The sequence below is a fragment of the Streptomyces sp. NBC_01294 genome, assembly GCF_035917235.1.
GTDB lineage: Bacteria > Actinomycetota > Actinomycetes > Streptomycetales > Streptomycetaceae > Streptomyces > Streptomyces caledonius.
The window spans coordinates 6,285,241-6,303,370 of the sequence record NZ_CP108423.1 but is presented as its reverse complement, the minus strand read 5'-3'; the positions used below and the strand labels follow the sequence as shown (position 1 = coordinate 6,303,370).

Annotated in this window: 15 protein-coding genes and 3 rRNA genes; 7 read left to right on the top strand and 11 right to left on the bottom strand. The window is 67.1% G+C overall.

From position 1 onward, the window contains the following. Window positions 1–3: 3 nt before the first annotated feature. The 4 genes from rrf to OG534_RS28490 all read right to left on the bottom strand — a co-directional run bounded on the left by rrf (window position 4) and on the right by OG534_RS28490 (window position 6,356). Window positions 4–120, bottom strand: a 5S ribosomal RNA gene (rrf, locus tag OG534_RS28505). A gap of 106 nt (window positions 121–226) precedes the next feature. Then, window positions 227–3,350 (bottom strand): 23S ribosomal RNA (locus tag OG534_RS28500). A gap of 282 nt (window positions 3,351–3,632) precedes the next feature. Further along, window positions 3,633–5,157, bottom strand: a 16S ribosomal RNA gene (locus OG534_RS28495). The 16S, 23S and 5S rRNA genes sit together here, the layout of an rRNA operon. Window positions 5,158–5,714: 557 nt before the next feature. After that, entirely contained in the window at window positions 5,715–6,356 is a 642-nt protein-coding gene (locus OG534_RS28490) for a DNA-3-methyladenine glycosylase (RefSeq protein ID WP_326591762.1), read from the bottom strand. A 109-nt stretch (window positions 6,357–6,465) separates the two neighbouring features. Between OG534_RS28490 and OG534_RS28485 the strand changes: the two genes are divergently transcribed. From OG534_RS28485 to OG534_RS28475, 3 genes are all read left to right on the top strand, one after another. Continuing rightward, window positions 6,466–7,248, top strand: a complete 783-nt coding sequence (locus OG534_RS28485; protein ID WP_326591760.1) for a sporulation protein — start codon at window positions 6,466–6,468, stop codon at window positions 7,246–7,248. A gap of 49 nt (window positions 7,249–7,297) precedes the next feature. Then, on the top strand, window positions 7,298–7,831 hold the full coding sequence (locus OG534_RS28480; RefSeq protein ID WP_326591759.1) for a YbhB/YbcL family Raf kinase inhibitor-like protein: 534 nt from the start codon (window positions 7,298–7,300) through the stop codon (window positions 7,829–7,831). A 148-nt stretch (window positions 7,832–7,979) separates the two neighbouring features. Beyond that, window positions 7,980–8,483, top strand: a complete 504-nt coding sequence (locus OG534_RS28475; RefSeq protein ID WP_301372004.1) for an HNH endonuclease — start codon at window positions 7,980–7,982, stop codon at window positions 8,481–8,483. A gap of 59 nt (window positions 8,484–8,542) precedes the next feature. Here the strand turns inward: OG534_RS28475 and OG534_RS28470 are convergent, their stop codons facing one another. The 4 genes from OG534_RS28470 to OG534_RS28455 form a co-directional block, all read right to left on the bottom strand. Further along, window positions 8,543–9,313, bottom strand: a complete 771-nt coding sequence (locus OG534_RS28470) for a sulfite exporter TauE/SafE family protein (RefSeq protein WP_326591757.1) — start codon at window positions 9,311–9,313, stop codon at window positions 8,543–8,545. Window positions 9,314–9,402: 89 nt separating this feature from the next. After that, entirely contained in the window at window positions 9,403–10,389 is a 987-nt protein-coding gene (locus tag OG534_RS28465; protein WP_326591756.1) for an SPFH domain-containing protein, read from the bottom strand. Between the two features lie 84 nt (window positions 10,390–10,473). Further along, window positions 10,474–10,902 (bottom strand): NfeD family protein, encoded by a 429-nt coding sequence (locus OG534_RS28460; protein ID WP_326591755.1) that lies wholly within the window; start codon window positions 10,900–10,902, stop codon window positions 10,474–10,476. A 54-nt stretch (window positions 10,903–10,956) separates the two neighbouring features. Beyond that, window positions 10,957–11,751, bottom strand: coding sequence for an ABC transporter ATP-binding protein (locus OG534_RS28455; RefSeq protein WP_326591753.1), 795 nt, complete (start codon window positions 11,749–11,751; stop codon window positions 10,957–10,959). A 133-nt stretch (window positions 11,752–11,884) separates the two neighbouring features. On the opposite strand from OG534_RS28455, the gene OG534_RS28450 reads away from it, so the two are divergent. Further along, window positions 11,885–12,670: a hypothetical protein gene (locus tag OG534_RS28450; RefSeq protein ID WP_326591751.1), complete on the top strand. Its 786-nt coding sequence runs from the start codon at window positions 11,885–11,887 to the stop codon at window positions 12,668–12,670. 207 nt (window positions 12,671–12,877) lie between these two features. Here OG534_RS28450 and OG534_RS28445 read toward each other — a convergent pair whose 3' ends face one another. From OG534_RS28445 to OG534_RS28435, 3 genes are all read right to left on the bottom strand, one after another. Then, window positions 12,878–13,123, bottom strand: coding sequence for a chaplin (locus tag OG534_RS28445; protein ID WP_326593913.1), 246 nt, complete (start codon window positions 13,121–13,123; stop codon window positions 12,878–12,880). Window positions 13,124–13,270: 147 nt separating this feature from the next. Then, the gene (locus OG534_RS28440; RefSeq protein ID WP_326591749.1) at window positions 13,271–13,933 is read right to left on the bottom strand and encodes a response regulator transcription factor; all 663 of its coding nucleotides are present in this window, start codon (window positions 13,931–13,933) and stop codon (window positions 13,271–13,273) included. Next, window positions 13,926–15,059, bottom strand: a complete 1,134-nt coding sequence (locus OG534_RS28435) for a GAF domain-containing sensor histidine kinase (RefSeq protein WP_326593912.1) — start codon at window positions 15,057–15,059, stop codon at window positions 13,926–13,928. Before OG534_RS28435 ends, OG534_RS28440 begins: the two co-directional genes overlap by 8 nt. A 172-nt stretch (window positions 15,060–15,231) precedes the next feature. Here OG534_RS28435 and OG534_RS28430 point away from each other — a divergent pair, with 172 nt between their 5' ends. From OG534_RS28430 to OG534_RS28420, 3 genes are all read left to right on the top strand, one after another. Continuing rightward, window positions 15,232–16,035, top strand: coding sequence for an SDR family NAD(P)-dependent oxidoreductase (locus tag OG534_RS28430; RefSeq protein ID WP_326591747.1), 804 nt, complete (start codon window positions 15,232–15,234; stop codon window positions 16,033–16,035). Window positions 16,036–16,097: 62 nt separating this feature from the next. After that, a complete protein-coding gene (locus OG534_RS28425) occupies window positions 16,098–17,147 on the top strand; it encodes an S-adenosylmethionine:tRNA ribosyltransferase-isomerase (RefSeq protein WP_442807247.1) in 1,050 nt (349 codons plus the stop codon). 308 nt (window positions 17,148–17,455) lie between these two features. Further along, window positions 17,456–18,112: a transglycosylase SLT domain-containing protein gene (locus tag OG534_RS28420; protein ID WP_326591746.1), complete on the top strand. Its 657-nt coding sequence runs from the start codon at window positions 17,456–17,458 to the stop codon at window positions 18,110–18,112. Window positions 18,113–18,130 lie beyond the last annotated feature (18 nt).

The window sequence follows — 18,130 nt, the reverse complement described above, 5'->3', positions numbered from 1 at the left end:
ATTGTTCGGCGGCGTCCTACTCTCCCACAGGGTCCCCCCTGCAGTACCATCGGCGCTGAAAGGCTTAGCTTCCGGGTTCGGAATGTAACCGGGCGTTTCCCTAACGCTATGACCACCGAAACCCTATCGGTTTCGAGCGAACAAGCACACTTTGTAGTTATGTTCTAGCTCTAGAAACCAGCAACTGTTCGTTGCTTCAGAACTAACACAGTGGACGCGAGCAACTGAGGACAAGCCCTCGGCCTATTAGTACCAGTCAGCTTCACCCGTTACCGGGCTTCCACATCTGGCCTATCAACCCAGTCGTCTACTGGGAGCCTTACCCTCTCAAGGAGGTGGGAATACTCATCTTGAAGCAGGCTTCCCGCTTAGATGCTTTCAGCGGTTATCCCTCCCGAACGTAGCCAACCAGCCATGCCCTTGGCAGGACAACTGGCACACCAGAGGTTCGTCCGTCCCGGTCCTCTCGTACTAGGGACAGCCCTTCTCAATATTCCTACGCGCACAGCGGATAGGGACCGAACTGTCTCACGACGTTCTAAACCCAGCTCGCGTACCGCTTTAATGGGCGAACAGCCCAACCCTTGGGACCGACTCCAGCCCCAGGATGCGACGAGCCGACATCGAGGTGCCAAACCATCCCGTCGATATGGACTCTTGGGGAAGATCAGCCTGTTATCCCCGGGGTACCTTTTATCCGTTGAGCGACGGCGCTTCCACAAGCCACCGCCGGATCACTAGTCCCGACTTTCGTCCCTGCTCGACCCGTCGGTCTCACAGTCAAGCTCCCTTGTGCACTTACACTCAACACCTGATTGCCAACCAGGCTGAGGGAACCTTTGGGCGCCTCCGTTACTCTTTGGGAGGCAACCGCCCCAGTTAAACTACCCATCAGACACTGTCCCTGATCCGGATCACGGACCGAGGTTAGACATCCAGCACGACCAGAGTGGTATTTCAACGACGACTCCACCCCAACTGGCGTTGGGGTTTCAAAGTCTCCCACCTATCCTACACAAGCCGAACCGAACACCAATATCAAACTATAGTAAAGGTCCCGGGGTCTTTCCGTCCTGCTGCGCGAAACGAGCATCTTTACTCGTAGTGCAATTTCACCGGGCCTATGGTTGAGACAGTCGAGAAGTCGTTACGCCATTCGTGCAGGTCGGAACTTACCCGACAAGGAATTTCGCTACCTTAGGATGGTTATAGTTACCACCGCCGTTTACTGGCGCTTAAGTTCTCAGCTTCGCACGCCCGAAAGCGCACTAACCGGTCCCCTTAACGTTCCAGCACCGGGCAGGCGTCAGTCCGTATACATCGCCTTACGGCTTCGCACGGACCTGTGTTTTTAGTAAACAGTCGCTTCTCGCTGGTCTCTGCGGCCACCCCCAGCTCACGGAGTAAATCCGATCACCAGTGATGGCCCCCCTTCTCCCGAAGTTACGGGGGCATTTTGCCGAGTTCCTTAACCATAGTTCACCCGAACGCCTCGGTATTCTCTACCTGACCACCTGAGTCGGTTTAGGGTACGGGCCGCCATGAAACTCGCTAGAGGCTTTTCTCGACAGCATAGGATCATCCACTTCACCACAATCGGCTCGGCATCAGGTCTCAGCCTTATATGAGGGACGGATTTGCCTACCCCTCGGCCTACACCCTTACCCCGGGACAACCACCGCCCGGGCTGGACTACCTTCCTGCGTCACCCCATCGCTTACCTACTACCACCTTGGATCGGCGGCTCCACCACTTTCCCTTGCCCGAAGGCTCCGGAACGGCTTCACGGCCTTAGCATTAGAGGATTCGATATTGGGCGTTTCAAAGCGGGTACCGGAATATCAACCGGTTGTCCATCGACTACGCCTGTCGGCCTCGCCTTAGGTCCCGACTTACCCTGGGCAGATCAGCTTGACCCAGGAACCCTTAGTCAATCGGCGCACACGTTTCTCACGTGTGTATCGCTACTCATGCCTGCATTCTCACTCGTGAACCGTCCACAACTAGCTTCCGCTGCTGCTTCACCCGGCACACGACGCTCCCCTACCCATCACAGCGGGCGTTGGCCCTATTGCTGCAATGACACGACTTCGGCGGTACGCTTGAGCCCCGCTACATTGTCGGCGCGGAATCACTTGACCAGTGAGCTATTACGCACTCTTTCAAGGGTGGCTGCTTCTAAGCCAACCTCCTGGTTGTCTCTGCGACTCCACATCCTTTCCCACTTAGCGTACGCTTAGGGGCCTTAGTCGATGCTCTGGGCTGTTTCCCTCTCGACCATGGAGCTTATCCCCCACAGTCTCACTGCCACGCTCTCACTTACCGGCATTCGGAGTTTGGCTAAGGTCAGTAACCCGGTAGGGCCCATCGCCTATCCAGTGCTCTACCTCCGGCAAGAAACACGTGACGCTGCACCTAAATGCATTTCGGGGAGAACCAGCTATCACGGAGTTTGATTGGCCTTTCACCCCTAACCACAGGTCATCCCCCAGGTTTTCAACCCTGGTGGGTTCGGTCCTCCACGAAGTCTTACCTCCGCTTCAACCTGCCCATGGCTAGATCACTCCGCTTCGGGTCTAGAGCGTGCAACTCAATCGCCCTATTCGGACTCGCTTTCGCTACGGCTTCCCCACACGGGTTAACCTCGCTACACACCGCTAACTCGCAGGCTCATTCTTCAAAAGGCACGCAGTCACGACCGTTGTTCCGAAGAACAACGGCGACGCTCCCACGGCTTGTAGGCACACGGTTTCAGGTACTATTTCACTCCGCTCCCGCGGTACTTTTCACCATTCCCTCACGGTACTATCCGCTATCGGTCACCAGGGAATATTTAGGCTTAGCGGGTGGTCCCGCCAGATTCACACGGGATTTCTCGGGCCCCGTGCTACTTGGGAGATTCTTAAGCAAGCCGCTGATGTTTCGTCTACGGGGGTCTTACCCTCTACGCCGGACCTTTCGCATGTCCTTCGACTACATCAACGGTTTCTGACTCGCCGACCGGCCGGCAGACCGATCAAAAGAATTCCCACAACCCCGCATGCGCAACCCCTGCCGGGTATCACACGCATACGGTTTGGCCTCATCCGGTTTCGCTCGCCACTACTCCCGGAATCACGGTTGTTTTCTCTTCCTGCGGGTACTGAGATGTTTCACTTCCCCGCGTTCCCTCCACACTGCCTATGTGTTCAGCAGTGGGTGACAGCCCATGACGACTGCCGGGTTTCCCCATTCGGACACCCCCGGATCAAAGCTCAGTTGGCAGCTCCCCGGGGCCTATCGCGGCCTCTCACGTCCTTCATCGGTTCCTGGTGCCAAGGCATCCACCGTGCGCCCTTAAAAACTTGGCCACAGATGCTCGCGTCCACTGTGTAGTTCTCAAACAACGACCAGCCACCCACCACCCCACCGGACAAACCGATGAGTTCACTGGGGCCGGCACTGAAGACATGACCTTACGGCCGTACCTTCAGGACCCAACAACGTGCCAGGCACGATCCCGTCCACCATCGCTGTTTTCCACGCCGAAGCAGTACTCACAGGAGGTTTCAGAAACCGTGCCAACTAATCAACGTTCCACCCTGAGCTGACCGTGCAGAACGTTTGTCTGCAATCGGTACTGTGCTCCTTAGAAAGGAGGTGATCCAGCCGCACCTTCCGGTACGGCTACCTTGTTACGACTTCGTCCCAATCGCCAGTCCCACCTTCGACAGCTCCCTCCCTTACGGGTTGGGCCACCGGCTTCGGGTGTTACCGACTTTCGTGACGTGACGGGCGGTGTGTACAAGGCCCGGGAACGTATTCACCGCAGCAATGCTGATCTGCGATTACTAGCAACTCCGACTTCATGGGGTCGAGTTGCAGACCCCAATCCGAACTGAGACCGGCTTTTTGAGATTCGCTCCACCTCACGGTATCGCAGCTCATTGTACCGGCCATTGTAGCACGTGTGCAGCCCAAGACATAAGGGGCATGATGACTTGACGTCGTCCCCACCTTCCTCCGAGTTGACCCCGGCGGTCTCCTGTGAGTCCCCATCACCCCGAAGGGCATGCTGGCAACACAGGACAAGGGTTGCGCTCGTTGCGGGACTTAACCCAACATCTCACGACACGAGCTGACGACAGCCATGCACCACCTGTATACCGACCACAAGGGGGGCACTATCTCTAATGCTTTCCGGTATATGTCAAGCCTTGGTAAGGTTCTTCGCGTTGCGTCGAATTAAGCCACATGCTCCGCTGCTTGTGCGGGCCCCCGTCAATTCCTTTGAGTTTTAGCCTTGCGGCCGTACTCCCCAGGCGGGGAACTTAATGCGTTAGCTGCGGCACCGACGACGTGGAATGTCGCCAACACCTAGTTCCCAACGTTTACGGCGTGGACTACCAGGGTATCTAATCCTGTTCGCTCCCCACGCTTTCGCTCCTCAGCGTCAGTAATGGCCCAGAGATCCGCCTTCGCCACCGGTGTTCCTCCTGATATCTGCGCATTTCACCGCTACACCAGGAATTCCGATCTCCCCTACCACACTCTAGCTAGCCCGTATCGAATGCAGACCCGAGGTTAAGCCTCGGGCTTTCACATCCGACGTGACAAGCCGCCTACGAGCTCTTTACGCCCAATAATTCCGGACAACGCTTGCGCCCTACGTATTACCGCGGCTGCTGGCACGTAGTTAGCCGGCGCTTCTTCTGCAGGTACCGTCACTTTCGCTTCTTCCCTGCTGAAAGAGGTTTACAACCCGAAGGCCGTCATCCCTCACGCGGCGTCGCTGCATCAGGCTTTCGCCCATTGTGCAATATTCCCCACTGCTGCCTCCCGTAGGAGTCTGGGCCGTGTCTCAGTCCCAGTGTGGCCGGTCGCCCTCTCAGGCCGGCTACCCGTCGTCGCCTTGGTGGGCCATTACCCCACCAACAAGCTGATAGGCCGCGGGCTCATCCTTCACCGCCGGAGCTTTCAACTCCTACCCATGCGGGCAGGAGTGGTATCCGGTATTAGACCCCGTTTCCAGGGCTTGTCCCAGAGTGAAGGGCAGATTGCCCACGTGTTACTCACCCGTTCGCCACTAATCCACCCCGAAGGGCTTCATCGTTCGACTTGCATGTGTTAAGCACGCCGCCAGCGTTCGTCCTGAGCCAGGATCAAACTCTCCATGAATGTTTACCCGTAATCGGGTGCACACATCACTTAGAGCGGGCACGTCAGGTCGGAATAAGACCGACGCGCCACAACGTCCTCGCTGTGTAATTGCCTACAGGTACCGTCCGAAGACGACCCCGCAGGTCTTTTTCAAAGGAACCTCATCCACCGAAATGGACGGGGTATCAACTTTTGGCGTTGATTTTTGGCACGCTGTTGAGTTCTCAAGGAACGGACGCTTCCTTTGTACTCACCCGCAGCTACATTCGCTGGGGCTTTCCTCCGGGCTTTCGTTCTGTTCTTGCGTTTCCAACTCTACCAGATCATTTCCGCGCCGTTTCCGGCTTGGATTTGAATTCAGTGACCGTTGGGGGTCTTTGCCTTTCGGCGCTCCACCACATTAGCGCTTATCTCTTGTGGCTCATAATCGAGCCACCGGCCGGGAATTCGGGCATGCCGAATAGGACCCCGCCAGGGGTAAGTCGTAGGTAGTGGGTTGGCCGCTCTGGGGGTCTGCTGACAGCAGTGCCCCGTTCAAGCGGCTCGGGCTACGTTAGGCGCACGGACAGGCCGAGTCAAGTTGAGCGGCGGCGTGGCGCGTGGGCCCGGTACGGGCTCACCGTCGGGTCGTCGGTGAGCCAGAAGCGGTACGGGTGGGTGGCGCCGGCTCCGCCGACTCCCGTGCGCGGGCCGCTGCTCACCAGGTCGGGCGAGGTGGGGGTGCCCGTGAGGAGGGACAAGGGGGAATCGGGGCCCGCGCAGAGGTCGGTGCCGTCGAGGGAGCGGTCGACGTCCAGGGCCGTGGCCAGGCGGGCCGGGCCTTTGGCCAGTTCTCTCGGGTTTCTGGCTGTAACCCGACGTTTGGCGGCCAGGTCGGCACCGACGGTGACCTCGCCCGCGCGCACCAGGACCCCGCCGGCGTGGCCCGGCGGGCCGCACACCAGGTTCAGGCTGAACCACATGCCGTAGATGAAGTAGACGTACGCGTGTCCGGGTGGACCGAACATCGATGCGTTGCGTGCGGTGCGGCCGCGGTAGGCGTGGGAGCCCGGGTCGGACTCCCCCTCGTACGCCTCGACCTCCGTGATGCGCAGTTCCAGGGGGCCTTCCGGGGTACGGCGGACGAGGGTGCGGCCGAGGAGGTCCGGGGCCACCGTGAGGACCGGGCGGTCGAAGAAGGACCTGGGCAGGGGCGTACGGTCAGGGCGCGCGCTCATCCGGTCGAGCGTAGTGGAACGCGTACGCCTGCAACCGGGGCCTAAGGTTCCGCGTTGGTAAGGGGTAGTCGCGGCATAGTCGCCAGATCGTTTCAAGGGGAGTTTGAGCATGGGCTTCAAGAAGCTGTTCGCGAGCCTGGGTGCCGGTGGCGCTTCGGTGGACACCGTCATCACCGAGCCGAACGTCGTTCCGGGCGGGATCGTCCAGGGCGAGGTCCGGATCCAGGGCGGATCCGTGGAGCAGCAGATCGAGGGGCTGTCCGTCGGGCTGCAGGCACGGGTCGAGGTCGAGGGCGGGGACCAGGAGTACAAGCAGGACGTCGTCTTCACCAAGCAGCGGCTGGGCGGTGCCTTCCAGGTGCAGGCCGGCGCGCTGCACGTGGTGCCGTTCGGGCTGGAGATCCCGTGGGAGACGCCGATCACCCACTTCGGGGGTCAGCACCTGCACGGGATGAACATCGGGGTCAGCACCGAGCTGGAGATCGCTCGTGCGGTGGACGCGGGCGACCTCGACCCGATCAACGTGCACCCGGTGCCGGCGCAGCAGGCGATCCTCGACGCCTTCCGGCAGCTCGGTTTCTCCTTCCGCAGTGCGGACATGGAGCGCGGGCACATCCGAGGGACGCGCCAGTCGCTGCCCTTCTACCAGGAGATCGAGTTCCTGCCGCCGTCGCAGTACCGCGGGCTGAACCAGGTCGAGCTCACCTTCATCTCGGACGGCCGGGAGATGGACGTCGTCCTGGAGATGGACAAGAAGCCGGGTCTGTTCAGCGAGAGCAGCGACACATACCGCTGCTTCCAGGTGGGTCTGCAGTCGTACCAGGGGACCGACTGGGTCGCGTACCTGAACCAGTGGATCGCGTCCGTCGGTTCGCAGCGCAACTGGCTCTAGCCGGTCCTAGGCTCGGACCGGTAATCGCGAGCGATCAGGAGGGTCAGCAGTGACCGAGCAGAGCAGGGCGCCTCTTCCGCACGACTTCCACCCGGAGGTGCACGCCTTCACCGTCACCAGCGCGGATCTCGCGCCGGGCGCCGATCTGGGCGAGGCGCAGGTGCACGCGGGTGGGAACGTCTCGCCGCAGCTGCGGTGGGAGGGTTTCCCTGAGGGGACGAAGAGCTTCGCGGTGACGTGCTTCGACCCGGACGCGCCCACGGGCAGCGGGTTCTGGCACTGGGTGCTCTTCGATCTGCCGGCCTCGGTCACCGAGCTGCCGGCCGGGGCGGGCAGCGGGAAGTTCGAGGGACTGCCGGCCGGGGCCGTGCACGCGCGGAACGACTACGGGAGCAACGACTTCGGCGGGGCGGCTCCGCCGGCCGGGGAACGGCACCGGTACGTCTTCACCGTGTACGCGGTGGATCAGGCGAAGCTCGGCCCCGGGGCCGATGCGTCCCCGGCCGCCGTCGGGTTCAATCTGCGCTTCCACACCCTCGGGCGTGCCCAGCTCGTCGGTGAGTACGAGGCGCCCGCGGGCTGATCTTCGCCGAGCGTTTGCCCGGTCCTGGTCTAAAGAAGGCCAGGACCGGGCATTTTTATTGCGTTGTCCCGCGTGGCGCGCGCGGCCAGAGTGGTTGCGGGCCTTGCCGCCGGTGTGGTCGCGGGCCTGCACACGGGAGGTGGGCGAGATGCGGGACACGCTGGTGCTGAATGCGAGCTTCGAGCCGCTGTCGACGGTGACCCTGAACCGGGCTGTGGTCCTGGTTCTCCAGGACAAGGCCGTCGTCGAGCAGTCGCACCCCGAGCTGCGTGTGCGTGCGGCCACCATGGATCTTCCGATGCCCCGGGTGATCAGGCTCTGCCGGTACGTACGGGTGCCTTTCCGAAGACATGCTCCCTGGTCGCGGAGGGGGGTGCTGGTCCGGGACCAGCACCGGTGCGCGTACTGCGGGAAGCGCGCGACGACCGTGGACCACGTGCTGCCCCGGGCCCAGGGGGGTGGGGACACGTGGCTGAACACGGTGGCCTCCTGTGCCGAGGACAACCACCGCAAGGCGGCGCGGACGCCGGAGGAGGCGGGGATGCCGCTCCTGCGCAGGCCCTTCGTGCCGTCTCCGGCGGACGCCATGCTGCTGGCCCTGGGGGTTGCCGGGCGGGAGGCGCTCCCGGAGTGGCTGGAGCGCTCCGCCTAGGGGGATCCCCGCTCGCCGGGTAGTCGGCCGCGCTGGGCGACGTAACTCTGCTACGTCGCTCAGCGGACCAGCAGCTGGACGATGGCGAGGATGCCGACCGTCACGATGACCGCGCGCAGGACGGTCGGCGAGAGCCGGCGGCCGACCTTGGCTCCGATCTGGCCGCCGATGGTGGAGCCGACGGCGATCAGGAGGACGGCCGTCCAGTCGAACTCGGCGACGAAGAGGAAGAGGACGGCCGCGATGCCGTTCACCAGGGCGGCGATGACGTTCTTGACGGCGTTGATCCGTTGCAGGTCGTCGCGGAGCAGCAGGCCCATCAGGCCGAGGTAGAGAACGCCTTGGGCGGCGCCGAAGTAGCCGCCGTAGGCGCTGGAGAACAGCATGCCGCCGAGCAGGGCGGGTCCGCCGTCGGGGTGGCCGGTGTCGCCTCCGGCGGCTTCCTGGCGTCGGCGCAGGGCTGCGGCGAGCCGGGGCTGGAGGACGACGAGCACGAGGGCCAGTGCGATCAGGACGGGCACGATCGTGTCGAAGGAGTCGGACGGCAGGGTGAGGAGCAGTACCGCGCCCGCGAGTCCGCCGACGAGGGAGACGGAGCCGAGGCGCAGGATGCGGGCGCGCTGCCCTTGGAGCTCCTTGCGGTAGCCGATGGCTCCGCTGATCGAACCGGGCACCAGGCCGAGGGTGTTGGACACGTTGGCGGTGACCGGTGGCAGGCCGGTGGCCAGGAGCACCGGGAAGGTGATCAGGGTGCCGGAGCCGACGATGGTGTTGATCGTGCCCGCGCCGATGCCGGCGGCGAAGATCGCGAGTGATTCCCAGATGGACATGGACGGTGCCATCCCCTTCGCATGAGTGAGTCGCCTCCCCGCCATGAAGGTCGAGGGGTCCCACTGATCATGCAGGAGGGGATGGCCGGTCAGTCGATGGGGGGCTGTTCGCGGCGCTCCGCGGAGTCCTTGTCGCGTGCGGAGGGGATGCCGCCGCCGTCCTTGCCGATGTTCCCGGGGTTGAAGCCCGAACCGCCGCCCATCGGACCGAAGTTGCCCATGGCGCCGGACAGGCCCTTGAGGGCGTCGCCGATCTCGCTCGGCACGATCCAGAGCTTGTTGGCGTCGCCTTCGGCGAGCTTCGGGAGCATCTGGAGGTACTGGTAGGCGAGGAGCTTCTGGTCGGCGTCGCCGGCGTGGATGGACTCGAACACCGTGCGGATGGCCTGCGCTTCACCTTCGGCGCGCAGCGCGGCGGCCTTGGCGTCACCCTCGGCGCGCAGGATGGAGGACTGCTTCTCACCCTCGGCGCGCAGGATCTCGGACTGCCGGACACCCTCGGCCTGGAGGATCGCGGCGCGCTTGTCGCGGTCGGCGCGCATCTGCTTCTCCATCGAGTCCTGGATGGAGGTCGGCGGCTCGATGGCCTTGAGCTCGACGCGGTTGACGCGGATGCCCCACTTGCCGGTGGCCTCGTCGAGGACCCCGCGCAGGGCGGCGTTGATCTCCTCGCGGGAGGTGAGGGTCCGCTCCAGGTCCATGCCGCCGATGATGTTGCGCAGGGTGGTGACGGTGAGCTGCTCGATCGCCTGGATGTAGCTGGCGACTTCGTACGTGGCGGCGCGGGCGTCGGTCACCTGGTAGTAGATGACGGTGTCGATGTTGACGACCAGGTTGTCCTGGGTGATGACGGGCTGCGGCGGGAAGGGGACGACCTGCTCGCGGAGGTCGATCCGGTTGCGGATCGAGTCGATGAACGGAACGACGATGTTGAGGCCCGCGTTGAGGGTGCGGGTGTAGCGGCCGAACCGCTCGACGATGGCGGCGCTGGCCTGCGGGATCACCTGGATCGTCTTGACCAGTGCGATGAAGACCAGAACCACCAGAATGATCAGGACGATGATGATCGGTTGCATGCGGTTCCCCGTGCCCTTCCGGCTGTCTGTGCTGCCCCGTTGAGCGGAGTCTCGCAGACCCGGGGGCTGCGAGCAGGCTGCTTGTCACATCACGACGGCGGTCGCCCCGTCGATCTCCACGACGTCCACGGACTGGCCGGGTTCGAAACTGGTGTCCGTGTCGAGTGCGCGGGCGGACCAGATCTCGCCGGCGAGCTTGATGCGTCCGCCGCTGCCGTCGACGCGTTCGAGGACGACGGCTGATCTGCCCCTCAACGCGTCGATGCCGCTGCGGTGTTGGGGGCGCTGATCGCGGTGCCGGTTGGCGATCGGCCGTACGACGGCGATCAGCGCGACCGACACGACGACGAAGACCAGGACTTGGGCCACCACTCCCCCGCCGAGGGCTGCCGTGACGGCGGCCGCGACCGCCCCTACGGCGAACATGCCGAACTCGGGCATCGCGGTCAGGACGAGCGGGATGCCCAGTCCGACCGCGCCGATGAGCCACCACACCCACGCGTCGATGTCCACATGGTCATGGTAGGTCGGGCGGGCGCGGTCGGGACAGGGTGCGGTGCACCCGTACTAGCCGAGGGGCAGGCCCTGTGCGGTCCAGCGGTCGTTGCCGTTGCGCTCGACGACCAGCGGGAGGCCGAAGCACAGCGAGAGGTTGCGGGACGTCAGTTCGAGGTCGATCGGGCCCGCGGTGACGACCTTGCCCTGGCGGATCATCAGGACGTGGGTGAAGCCGGGGGCGATCTCCTCGACGTGGTGCGTGACCATCACCATGGAGGGGGCGAGCGGGTCGCGGGCCAGGCGGCCGAGACGGCGTACGAGGTCCTCGCGGCCGCCGAGGTCCAGGCCGGCGGCGGGCTCGTCGAGGAGCAGCAGCTCGGGGTCGGTCATCAGGGCGCGGGCGATCAGCGTGCGCTTGCGCTCGCCCTCGGAGAGGGTGCCGAACTTCCGGTCGAGGTAGTCGGTCATGCCGAGGCGGTCGAGGAAGGCGCGCGCGCGCTGCTCGTCGATGTCCTCGTACTCCTCCTGCCAGGTCGCCGTCATGCCGTAGGCGGCGGTGAGGACGGTCTGCAGGACGGTCTGCCGCTTGGGCAGCTTGTCGGCCATCGCGATACCGGCGACGCCGATGCGGGGGCGCAGCTCGAAGACGTCGACCTTGCCGAGGGTGCTGCCGAGGATGGTGGCAGTGCCCTTGGTGGGGAAGAGGTAGCTGGAGGCGAGGTTCAGCAGAGTGGTCTTGCCGGCGCCGTTGGGGCCGAGGATCACCCAGCGCTCCCCCTCCTTCACCGACCAGGAGACCTGGTCCACCAGAGCCCGGCCCTCGCGGACCACGGATACGTCCACCAGCTCCAGAACATCGCTCATGAGCGTGTTGTCACCCCTTGCAGTCACGGTTCGCAGTGCGCCGGTAGACGCAGCCCCAGGGGAAAACCTACGCCACTGCGGGAGGGGTCCGGGGCCGGGGCCCGGTGCCGGAGCCGATCCGTAAAGTGGGGGGATGCTTTTCGAACCACGTTCAGGGCGGCTGGCCGCCTGGGGGAACGCGCTGCTGGCCGGTTTGGTCTCGCCCGACGAGGCCGTGTTGTCGATCGTGGGCGAGGACGCCGTGCACCGGGTGGAGGGGCTGCCGGGTGAGGAGGGACCGGTCGGTCTCACCCTGGCGCTCGGCCGGCTCCGGGCGCTGGGGGTGACGGGGCTGCGCGTGGCGCTGCCGGCGCCGGGGCATCCGCTGGGGCTGAGCGGGCCGGCGGAGTTCAACGCGCGGGCGCTGGAGGCCGAGGAGGCGGTCGTCTCGGTGGGGGCGCCGCTGGGGCTGGTGCCGGAGGTGGCCGAGGCCGGGCCGGCCGGGGACGTCCACGTGTCGGTGACCTGGCACGTGCTGCCGGTACGGGAGGCACCGCCGGCGGACGTGCCCTCGCTGGGCGAGGCGGAGCGGGAGCTGGCGGAGTCGCTGCGCGAGGCGACCGTGGCGCTGACCCGGATGGACGTGGCGGGGTCCGGGCCGGTGGCGGAGGCGGCGCTGTCGGCGTACCGGGCACGGGCGGAGGCCGGACGGGACGCGCTGGCGCCGGGGTATCCGGCGCGGGCGGTGCGGGTGCTGGCGCTGGCGCAGCGGGTGGACCTGATGGTGTCGCTGGCGTACGAGAAGGGGCACGGGGGCGCGGTGGCCGCCTCGGAGATGGCGGCGCGGGCGGAGGTGTTGCGGCCGGTGGAGCGGGTGGCTCGGCGGGCGCTGGTCGCGGCATACAACTCGGCCGTTGAGGAGCGTGAGCGGGGGCGCTAGCCGCGCGGGGGCGGTGGGCGGTGCGGGGCGGCTGCGCCGGGCCGAACGGGGCTGCGCCCCGCTCCTGGGGCTCCGCCCCGGACCCCGCGCCTCAAACGCCGGCGGGGCTGGATTTGGCTGCGCCCGGCCGGGCTGGGCAGGCGGCGGAAATGCAGCGGCCCCGCTTCCAGGGGAGAGGGGGAAGCGGGGCCGCGGGTTCGGCCGGGGTCAGGCGTTCACGCCCGTGTTGCCGAAGGCCGGGTTGAGCAGGCCGATCACGTTGACCGTGTTGCCCACCACGTTCACGGGGACGTGGACGGGGACCTGGAGCAGGTTCCCGGAGGCCACGCCCGGCGAGTTCAAGGCCCCGCCCTCCGCCGACGCACCGCCGTGCGCCGAGGAGACACCGGCGCCGGCGGCGACGAGGCCGCCCGCGATCATGGTGACGGCTGCGGCCTTCTTGAAGTTCTTCACGTTCTCGTCCTCCAGTACGTCTGCCGCGACCAGCCGTCGCGGCACGCCATGGAGAACGGCCGGCCCGCGATCGGGATACGCCATGTGGGCTACATACACCCGACCGTATGAATCTCAGTCCGGAACGAGACGATCCGATGACGCCCCTTACTCGGCGATTCCGTGCCGGACCGCCCACAATGCGGCCTGAGTCCGGTCGGAAAGGTCCAGCTTCATCAGGATGTTCGAGACGTGCGTCTTGACCGTCTTCTCGGACAGGACCAGGGCGCGGGCGATCTCGCGGTTGGAGCGGCCGTCCGCGATGAGGCCGAGGACCTCGCGTTCGCGGTCGGTCAGCGAGCCGGGCCGCCCGGCTGAGGGGCCCTGGTCGTCCTGGGAGAGCAGGGACTCCGCCACCTCCGGCTGGAGGAGGACGTGGCCGGCGTGGACGGAGCGGATGGCTCCGGCCAGGGCGTCGGGGTCGATGTCCTTGTAGACGTATCCCGCGGCGCCGGCCCGCAGGGCGGGGACCACGGTCCGCTGCTCCGTGAAGCTGGTGACGATCAGCACCCGGGCGGGGTTCGCCAGCTCCCGCAGCCTGCGCAGCGCCTCGATGCCGTCGGTGCCCGGCATCTTGATGTCCATGAGGATCACGTCGGGCCGCAGCTCCTCGGCGCGGGCGATTCCCTCCTCGCCGTCCGAGGCCTCGCCCACCACCTCGATGTCGTCCTGGACCTCCAGGAAGGTCCGCAGGCCGCGCCGGACCACCTGGTGGTCGTCGACCAGCAGGACACGGATGCGGATGCCGCTTCGGCCGCCACTGTCAGCCACCGGGGACCTCCATCTCGATCGTGGTGCCCTGACCGGGCTCCGAGTGCACGGTGAGCCGGCCGCCGACGCCGCTCGCGCGGTCGCGCATGGAGACCAGACCCAGGTGGCGGCCGGCCCGGCGGACGGTGCGGGGGTCGAAGCCCTTGCCGGAGTCGACGACCTTGAGGACCGCTCCCCCGGCGGGCGTCCGGGTCAGGGTGACCTCGACCCGGTCGCCCTCCGAGTGGCGCAGGGCGTTGTGGAGGGCCTCCTGGGCGACGCGCAGGACCGCTTCCTCCTGGGTCGCGGGCAGGGCCCGTACGCCGTCGCAGGCGAAGGTGACGTGCGCGGCGTGGGCGCGGTCCAGTACGTGGGCGTGCGTGCGCAGGGTGGCGATCAGGCCGTCCTCGTCCAGGGCGGCCGGGCGGAGCTCGGTCACGGCGGCGCGCAGTTCGTCGGCGGCCTCCGCGGCCAGGGCCGCCACCTGCTGGAGCTCGTCCTTGGCCCGGGCCGGGTCGCGGTCGACGAGGGCGGCGGCGGCCTGGGCGGTGAGGCGCAGCGAGAAGAGCTTCTGGCTGACGGCGTCGTGCAGCTCGTGGGCGAGCCGGGAGCGCTCCTCGGCGATGGTGAGCTCGCGGCTGCGCTCGTAGAGCCGGGCGTTGGTGAGGGCGATCGCCGCGTGCTGGGCGAGGAGGGAGAGGAGTTCCTGGTCCTCGTCCGTGAAGCCGTGCGGGCCGCGCTTGTTCGCGAGGAAGAGGGCGCCGAGGGTCTCCTCCCCGTCCCGGACGGGCATGCCGAGGAAGTCGGACATCTCGGGGTGGGCGGCGGGCCAGCCCTCGAAGCGGGGGTCCTCGCGTACGTCGGCCAGGCGCTCGGGGCCGCCCTCGTGGAGCATCGCGGCGAGGATGCCGTGCTGGCGGGGCAGCGGGCCGATGCGGCGCCACTGCTCCGCGCTGATGCCGTCGACGACGAACTGGGCGAAGCCGCCGTGGTCGTCCGGGACGCCCAGGGCCGCGTACTCGGCGTCGAGGAGCTCGCGGGCCGACACGACGATCGTGCGCAGGACGTCGCGGACCTCCAGGCGGCGGCTCATGGCGAGCAGCGCGGTGCTCACGGCTGCCAGGCCGCTGCGGGGTCCGCCGGGCAGGGGGCTACCGGTCATGGGCACACCGTACCCGCGGCCGTGACCTGCGGGATCGGGCGGTGGATGTAGGTCCAACGGACCCGTGCGGGTGGGGCTCGCGGCCGACGCGGCGGCGGGTGGTCCCTTCCTAGGTTGGGGGCATCTGCTGATCGGAACGGGAACGAGGGGTGCTGTCATGTCGGTGGCGATCGTGACGGGGGCGTCCAGGGGGCTCGGCCGGGCGCTGGCCGGGGAGCTGGCGGCGCGCGGCTGGGACCTGGTGCTGGGTGCGCGGGGCGAGGGGGCGCTGAAGGAGGCCGCCGGCGGGCTGGAGCGGGCCTCGGGGGTGCGGGTGGTGGCCGTGGCCGGGGACGTGTCCTCGCGGGCCCACCGGGCGGCGCTGGTGGCCGCGGCGCGGGAGCTGGGCGGGCTGGACCTGCTGGTGAACAACGCCGGGGTGCTGGGGGCGGAGCCGTTGGTGCCGCTGGAGCTCCATCCGCTGGACGGGCTGCGCGAGGCGTTCGAGGTCAATGTGGTGGGGCCGCTGGGGCTGGTCCAGGAGGCGCTGCCGCTGTTGCGGGCCTCGGAGGCCGGGGCGGTGCTGAACATCAGCTCGGACGCGGCGGTGGTGGCGTACGCGACGTGGGGGGCGTACGGGGCGACCAAGGCGGCGGGGGACCTGATGTCGGCCGTCCTGGCGGTGGAGGAGCCGGGGCTGCGGGTGTGGTGGGCGGATCCGGGCTCGATGCGGACGCGGATGATGGCGGCGGCCGAGCCCGGGGAGGACCTGACGGGCCTGCCGGCGCCGGAGGAGGTGGCCCCGGCGCTGCTGCGGCTCGTGGAGGGGGCGCTGCCGAGCGGGCGGTACACGGCGCAGGGACTGGCGGGCGAGGGGCAGGCGGCCGAGGGGCGGGCGGGCGAGGGGCAGGCGGAGGAGCCGGCGGGCGAGGGCCCGGCCGCGGGGGCGGTCCGGGAGACGGGATCGGGGGCCGGGCGGTGAGCGGGCGGCGGGCACTGCGGGAAGCAGTCCCCTATATAGGGGACAGAATTCACATACCGGACATTCCACCGGAGCTGCTGGCCCGGGTCCCCGCCGAGCAGCGCGGGCCGGGGCTGGGGCGGGACGCGGTGCGGCTGCTGGTGTCCCGGGGCAGTGCGGAGGTGTCGCTGCGCGCCTTCCGGGACCTTCCGGAGCTGCTGCGGGCCGGGGACGTGCTGGTGGTGAACACATCGGCCACGCTGGCGGCGGCCGTGGACGCCCGGCTGGGCGGCGAGGACCTGGTGGTGCACTTCTCGACCCGGGGCGACGGGGGCCGCTGGGCGGTGGAGCTGCGCGGCCCGGCCGGCCGGGGGACGACCCGGCCGCGCGCCGGGGGGCCGGCCGGGGCGGTGGTGGAGCTGCCGGACGGGGGCCGTCTCGTCCTGGAGGAGCCCGTGGCGCCGGGCGCCCACCGGCTGTGGTGGGCGCGGCCGCTTCCCGCGCCGTACGGGGTTCCGGCGCTGCTGCGGGCGCACGGGCGGCCGATCCGGTACGCGTACACGGAGCGGGACCAGCCGCTGTCGGCCTACCAGACGGTGTTCGCCGTACCGGCGGCCGACGGCTCGGGCTCGGCGGAGATGCCGAGCGCGGGCCGGCCGTTCACGGCGGAGCTGGTGGCGCGGCTGGTGAGCCGCGGGGTGCAGTTCGCGCCGCTGACCCTGCACACCGGGGTGTCCTCACCGGAGGCGCACGAGCCGCCGTACGCGGAGCGGTACGAGGTGTCCCCGACGACGGCGGGGCTGGTGAACGCGGCGCGGGCCGCCGGGGGCCGGGTGATCGCGGTGGGGACCACGGCGGTGCGGGCCCTGGAGTCGGCCGCGGACGCTCAGGGGCTGGTGCGCCCGGCCGGCGGGTGGACCGATCTGGTGGTGACGCCGGAGCGCGGGGTGCGGGTGGTGGACGGTCTGCTGACCGGACTGCACGAGCCCGAGGCGTCCCATCTGCTGATGCTGGAGGCGGTCGCGGGGCGGGCCGCCGTACGGCTCGGGTATGCCGAGGCGGTGGCCCGTCTCTGCCTCTGGCACGAATTCGGGGATGTCCATCTGCTACTCAAGGATGAGAACCGTCACTGATCGCATTGCGGCAGCAACGCATGGTGAAACCGTTACGTGCCCGATGTGAGCCCGGGCATAGGACCCACGTCACTTACGAAGCTCCCTAGTGGACGGGTAAAGGTCCTGTCAGCACCCTCGTACCTTGCGCCGAGGCCCGAAATCGGGCCTCGGCGCCCGTGCGTGATCCACTAAGCAGCTTCGTACGTCACACCTTTGCCACAGGTTTTTGCCACCGCTAAGAATTGCCCTCGTCGCACAGCGCCGCTGATCCCAGATCCCCGCGGCGCGTTCCTGCGGCTCCCGCTATTCGAAGAGGTTGCCCCGCCATGTCTGCTTCCCGCACCCCCGGTCACAGTCGTCTGACGAAGGCACACAAGCTGTCCATTGCCGGCGTCACCACCCTGAGTGCCGCCGCGCTCGCCTTCTCCCTCGTTCCGGCCGGCGCCGTGGAGGCCGAGACCGTCAACGCCGCCCCCGTCGCCTGGACCAAGGTCGTCGACGGCGTGCAGACGAAGGCCCTGCAGCAGCACCTCTCCGTTCAGCAGGTCGTCGCGGACAAGAACGCGAAGGACGCCGCCAAGGCCAAGGCCGAGGCCGCCGCGAAGAAGGAGCGCGAGAAGAAGGAGGCCGCCAGCCGGTCTGCCGCCCGCACCCCGGTCTTCGCGAACAACCTGGACGGCTGGATCAAGGAAGCCCTCTTCATCATGAAGAAGGAGGGCATTCCGGGCACCTACGCCGGAATCCACAAGAACATCATGCGTGAGTCCAGCGGCAACCCGATGGCGATCAACAACTGGGACATCAACGCCCAGAACGGCATCCCCAGCAAGGGTCTGCTCCAGGTCATCCTCCCGACCTTCAAGGCGTACCACGTCAAGGGCACCAAGTTCGACCAGTACGACCCGGTCGCCAACATCGTCGCCGCCTGCAACTACGCGGCCGACCGCTACGGCTCGATGGACAACGTCAACAGCGCCTACTAAGGCCGGCGGCGTACCCCG

Coding starts and splice junctions, on each gene's coding strand:
- OG534_RS28490 (WP_326591762.1), bottom strand. CDS start 6,356: ATGAGCGCGCGCCCTGACCGTACGCCCCTGCCCAGGTCCTTCTTCGAC.
- OG534_RS28485 (WP_326591760.1), top strand. CDS start 6,466: ATGGGCTTCAAGAAGCTGTTCGCGAGCCTGGGTGCCGGTGGCGCTTCG.
- OG534_RS28475 (WP_301372004.1), top strand. CDS start 7,980: ATGCGGGACACGCTGGTGCTGAATGCGAGCTTCGAGCCGCTGTCGACG.
- OG534_RS28470 (WP_326591757.1), bottom strand. CDS start 9,313: ATGTCCATCTGGGAATCACTCGCGATCTTCGCCGCCGGCATCGGCGCG.
- OG534_RS28465 (WP_326591756.1), bottom strand. CDS start 10,389: ATGCAACCGATCATCATCGTCCTGATCATTCTGGTGGTTCTGGTCTTC.
- OG534_RS28455 (WP_326591753.1), bottom strand. CDS start 11,751: ATGAGCGATGTTCTGGAGCTGGTGGACGTATCCGTGGTCCGCGAGGGC.
- OG534_RS28450 (WP_326591751.1), top strand. CDS start 11,885: ATGCTTTTCGAACCACGTTCAGGGCGGCTGGCCGCCTGGGGGAACGCG.
- OG534_RS28430 (WP_326591747.1), top strand. CDS start 15,232: ATGTCGGTGGCGATCGTGACGGGGGCGTCCAGGGGGCTCGGCCGGGCG.
- OG534_RS28420 (WP_326591746.1), top strand. CDS start 17,456: ATGTCTGCTTCCCGCACCCCCGGTCACAGTCGTCTGACGAAGGCACAC.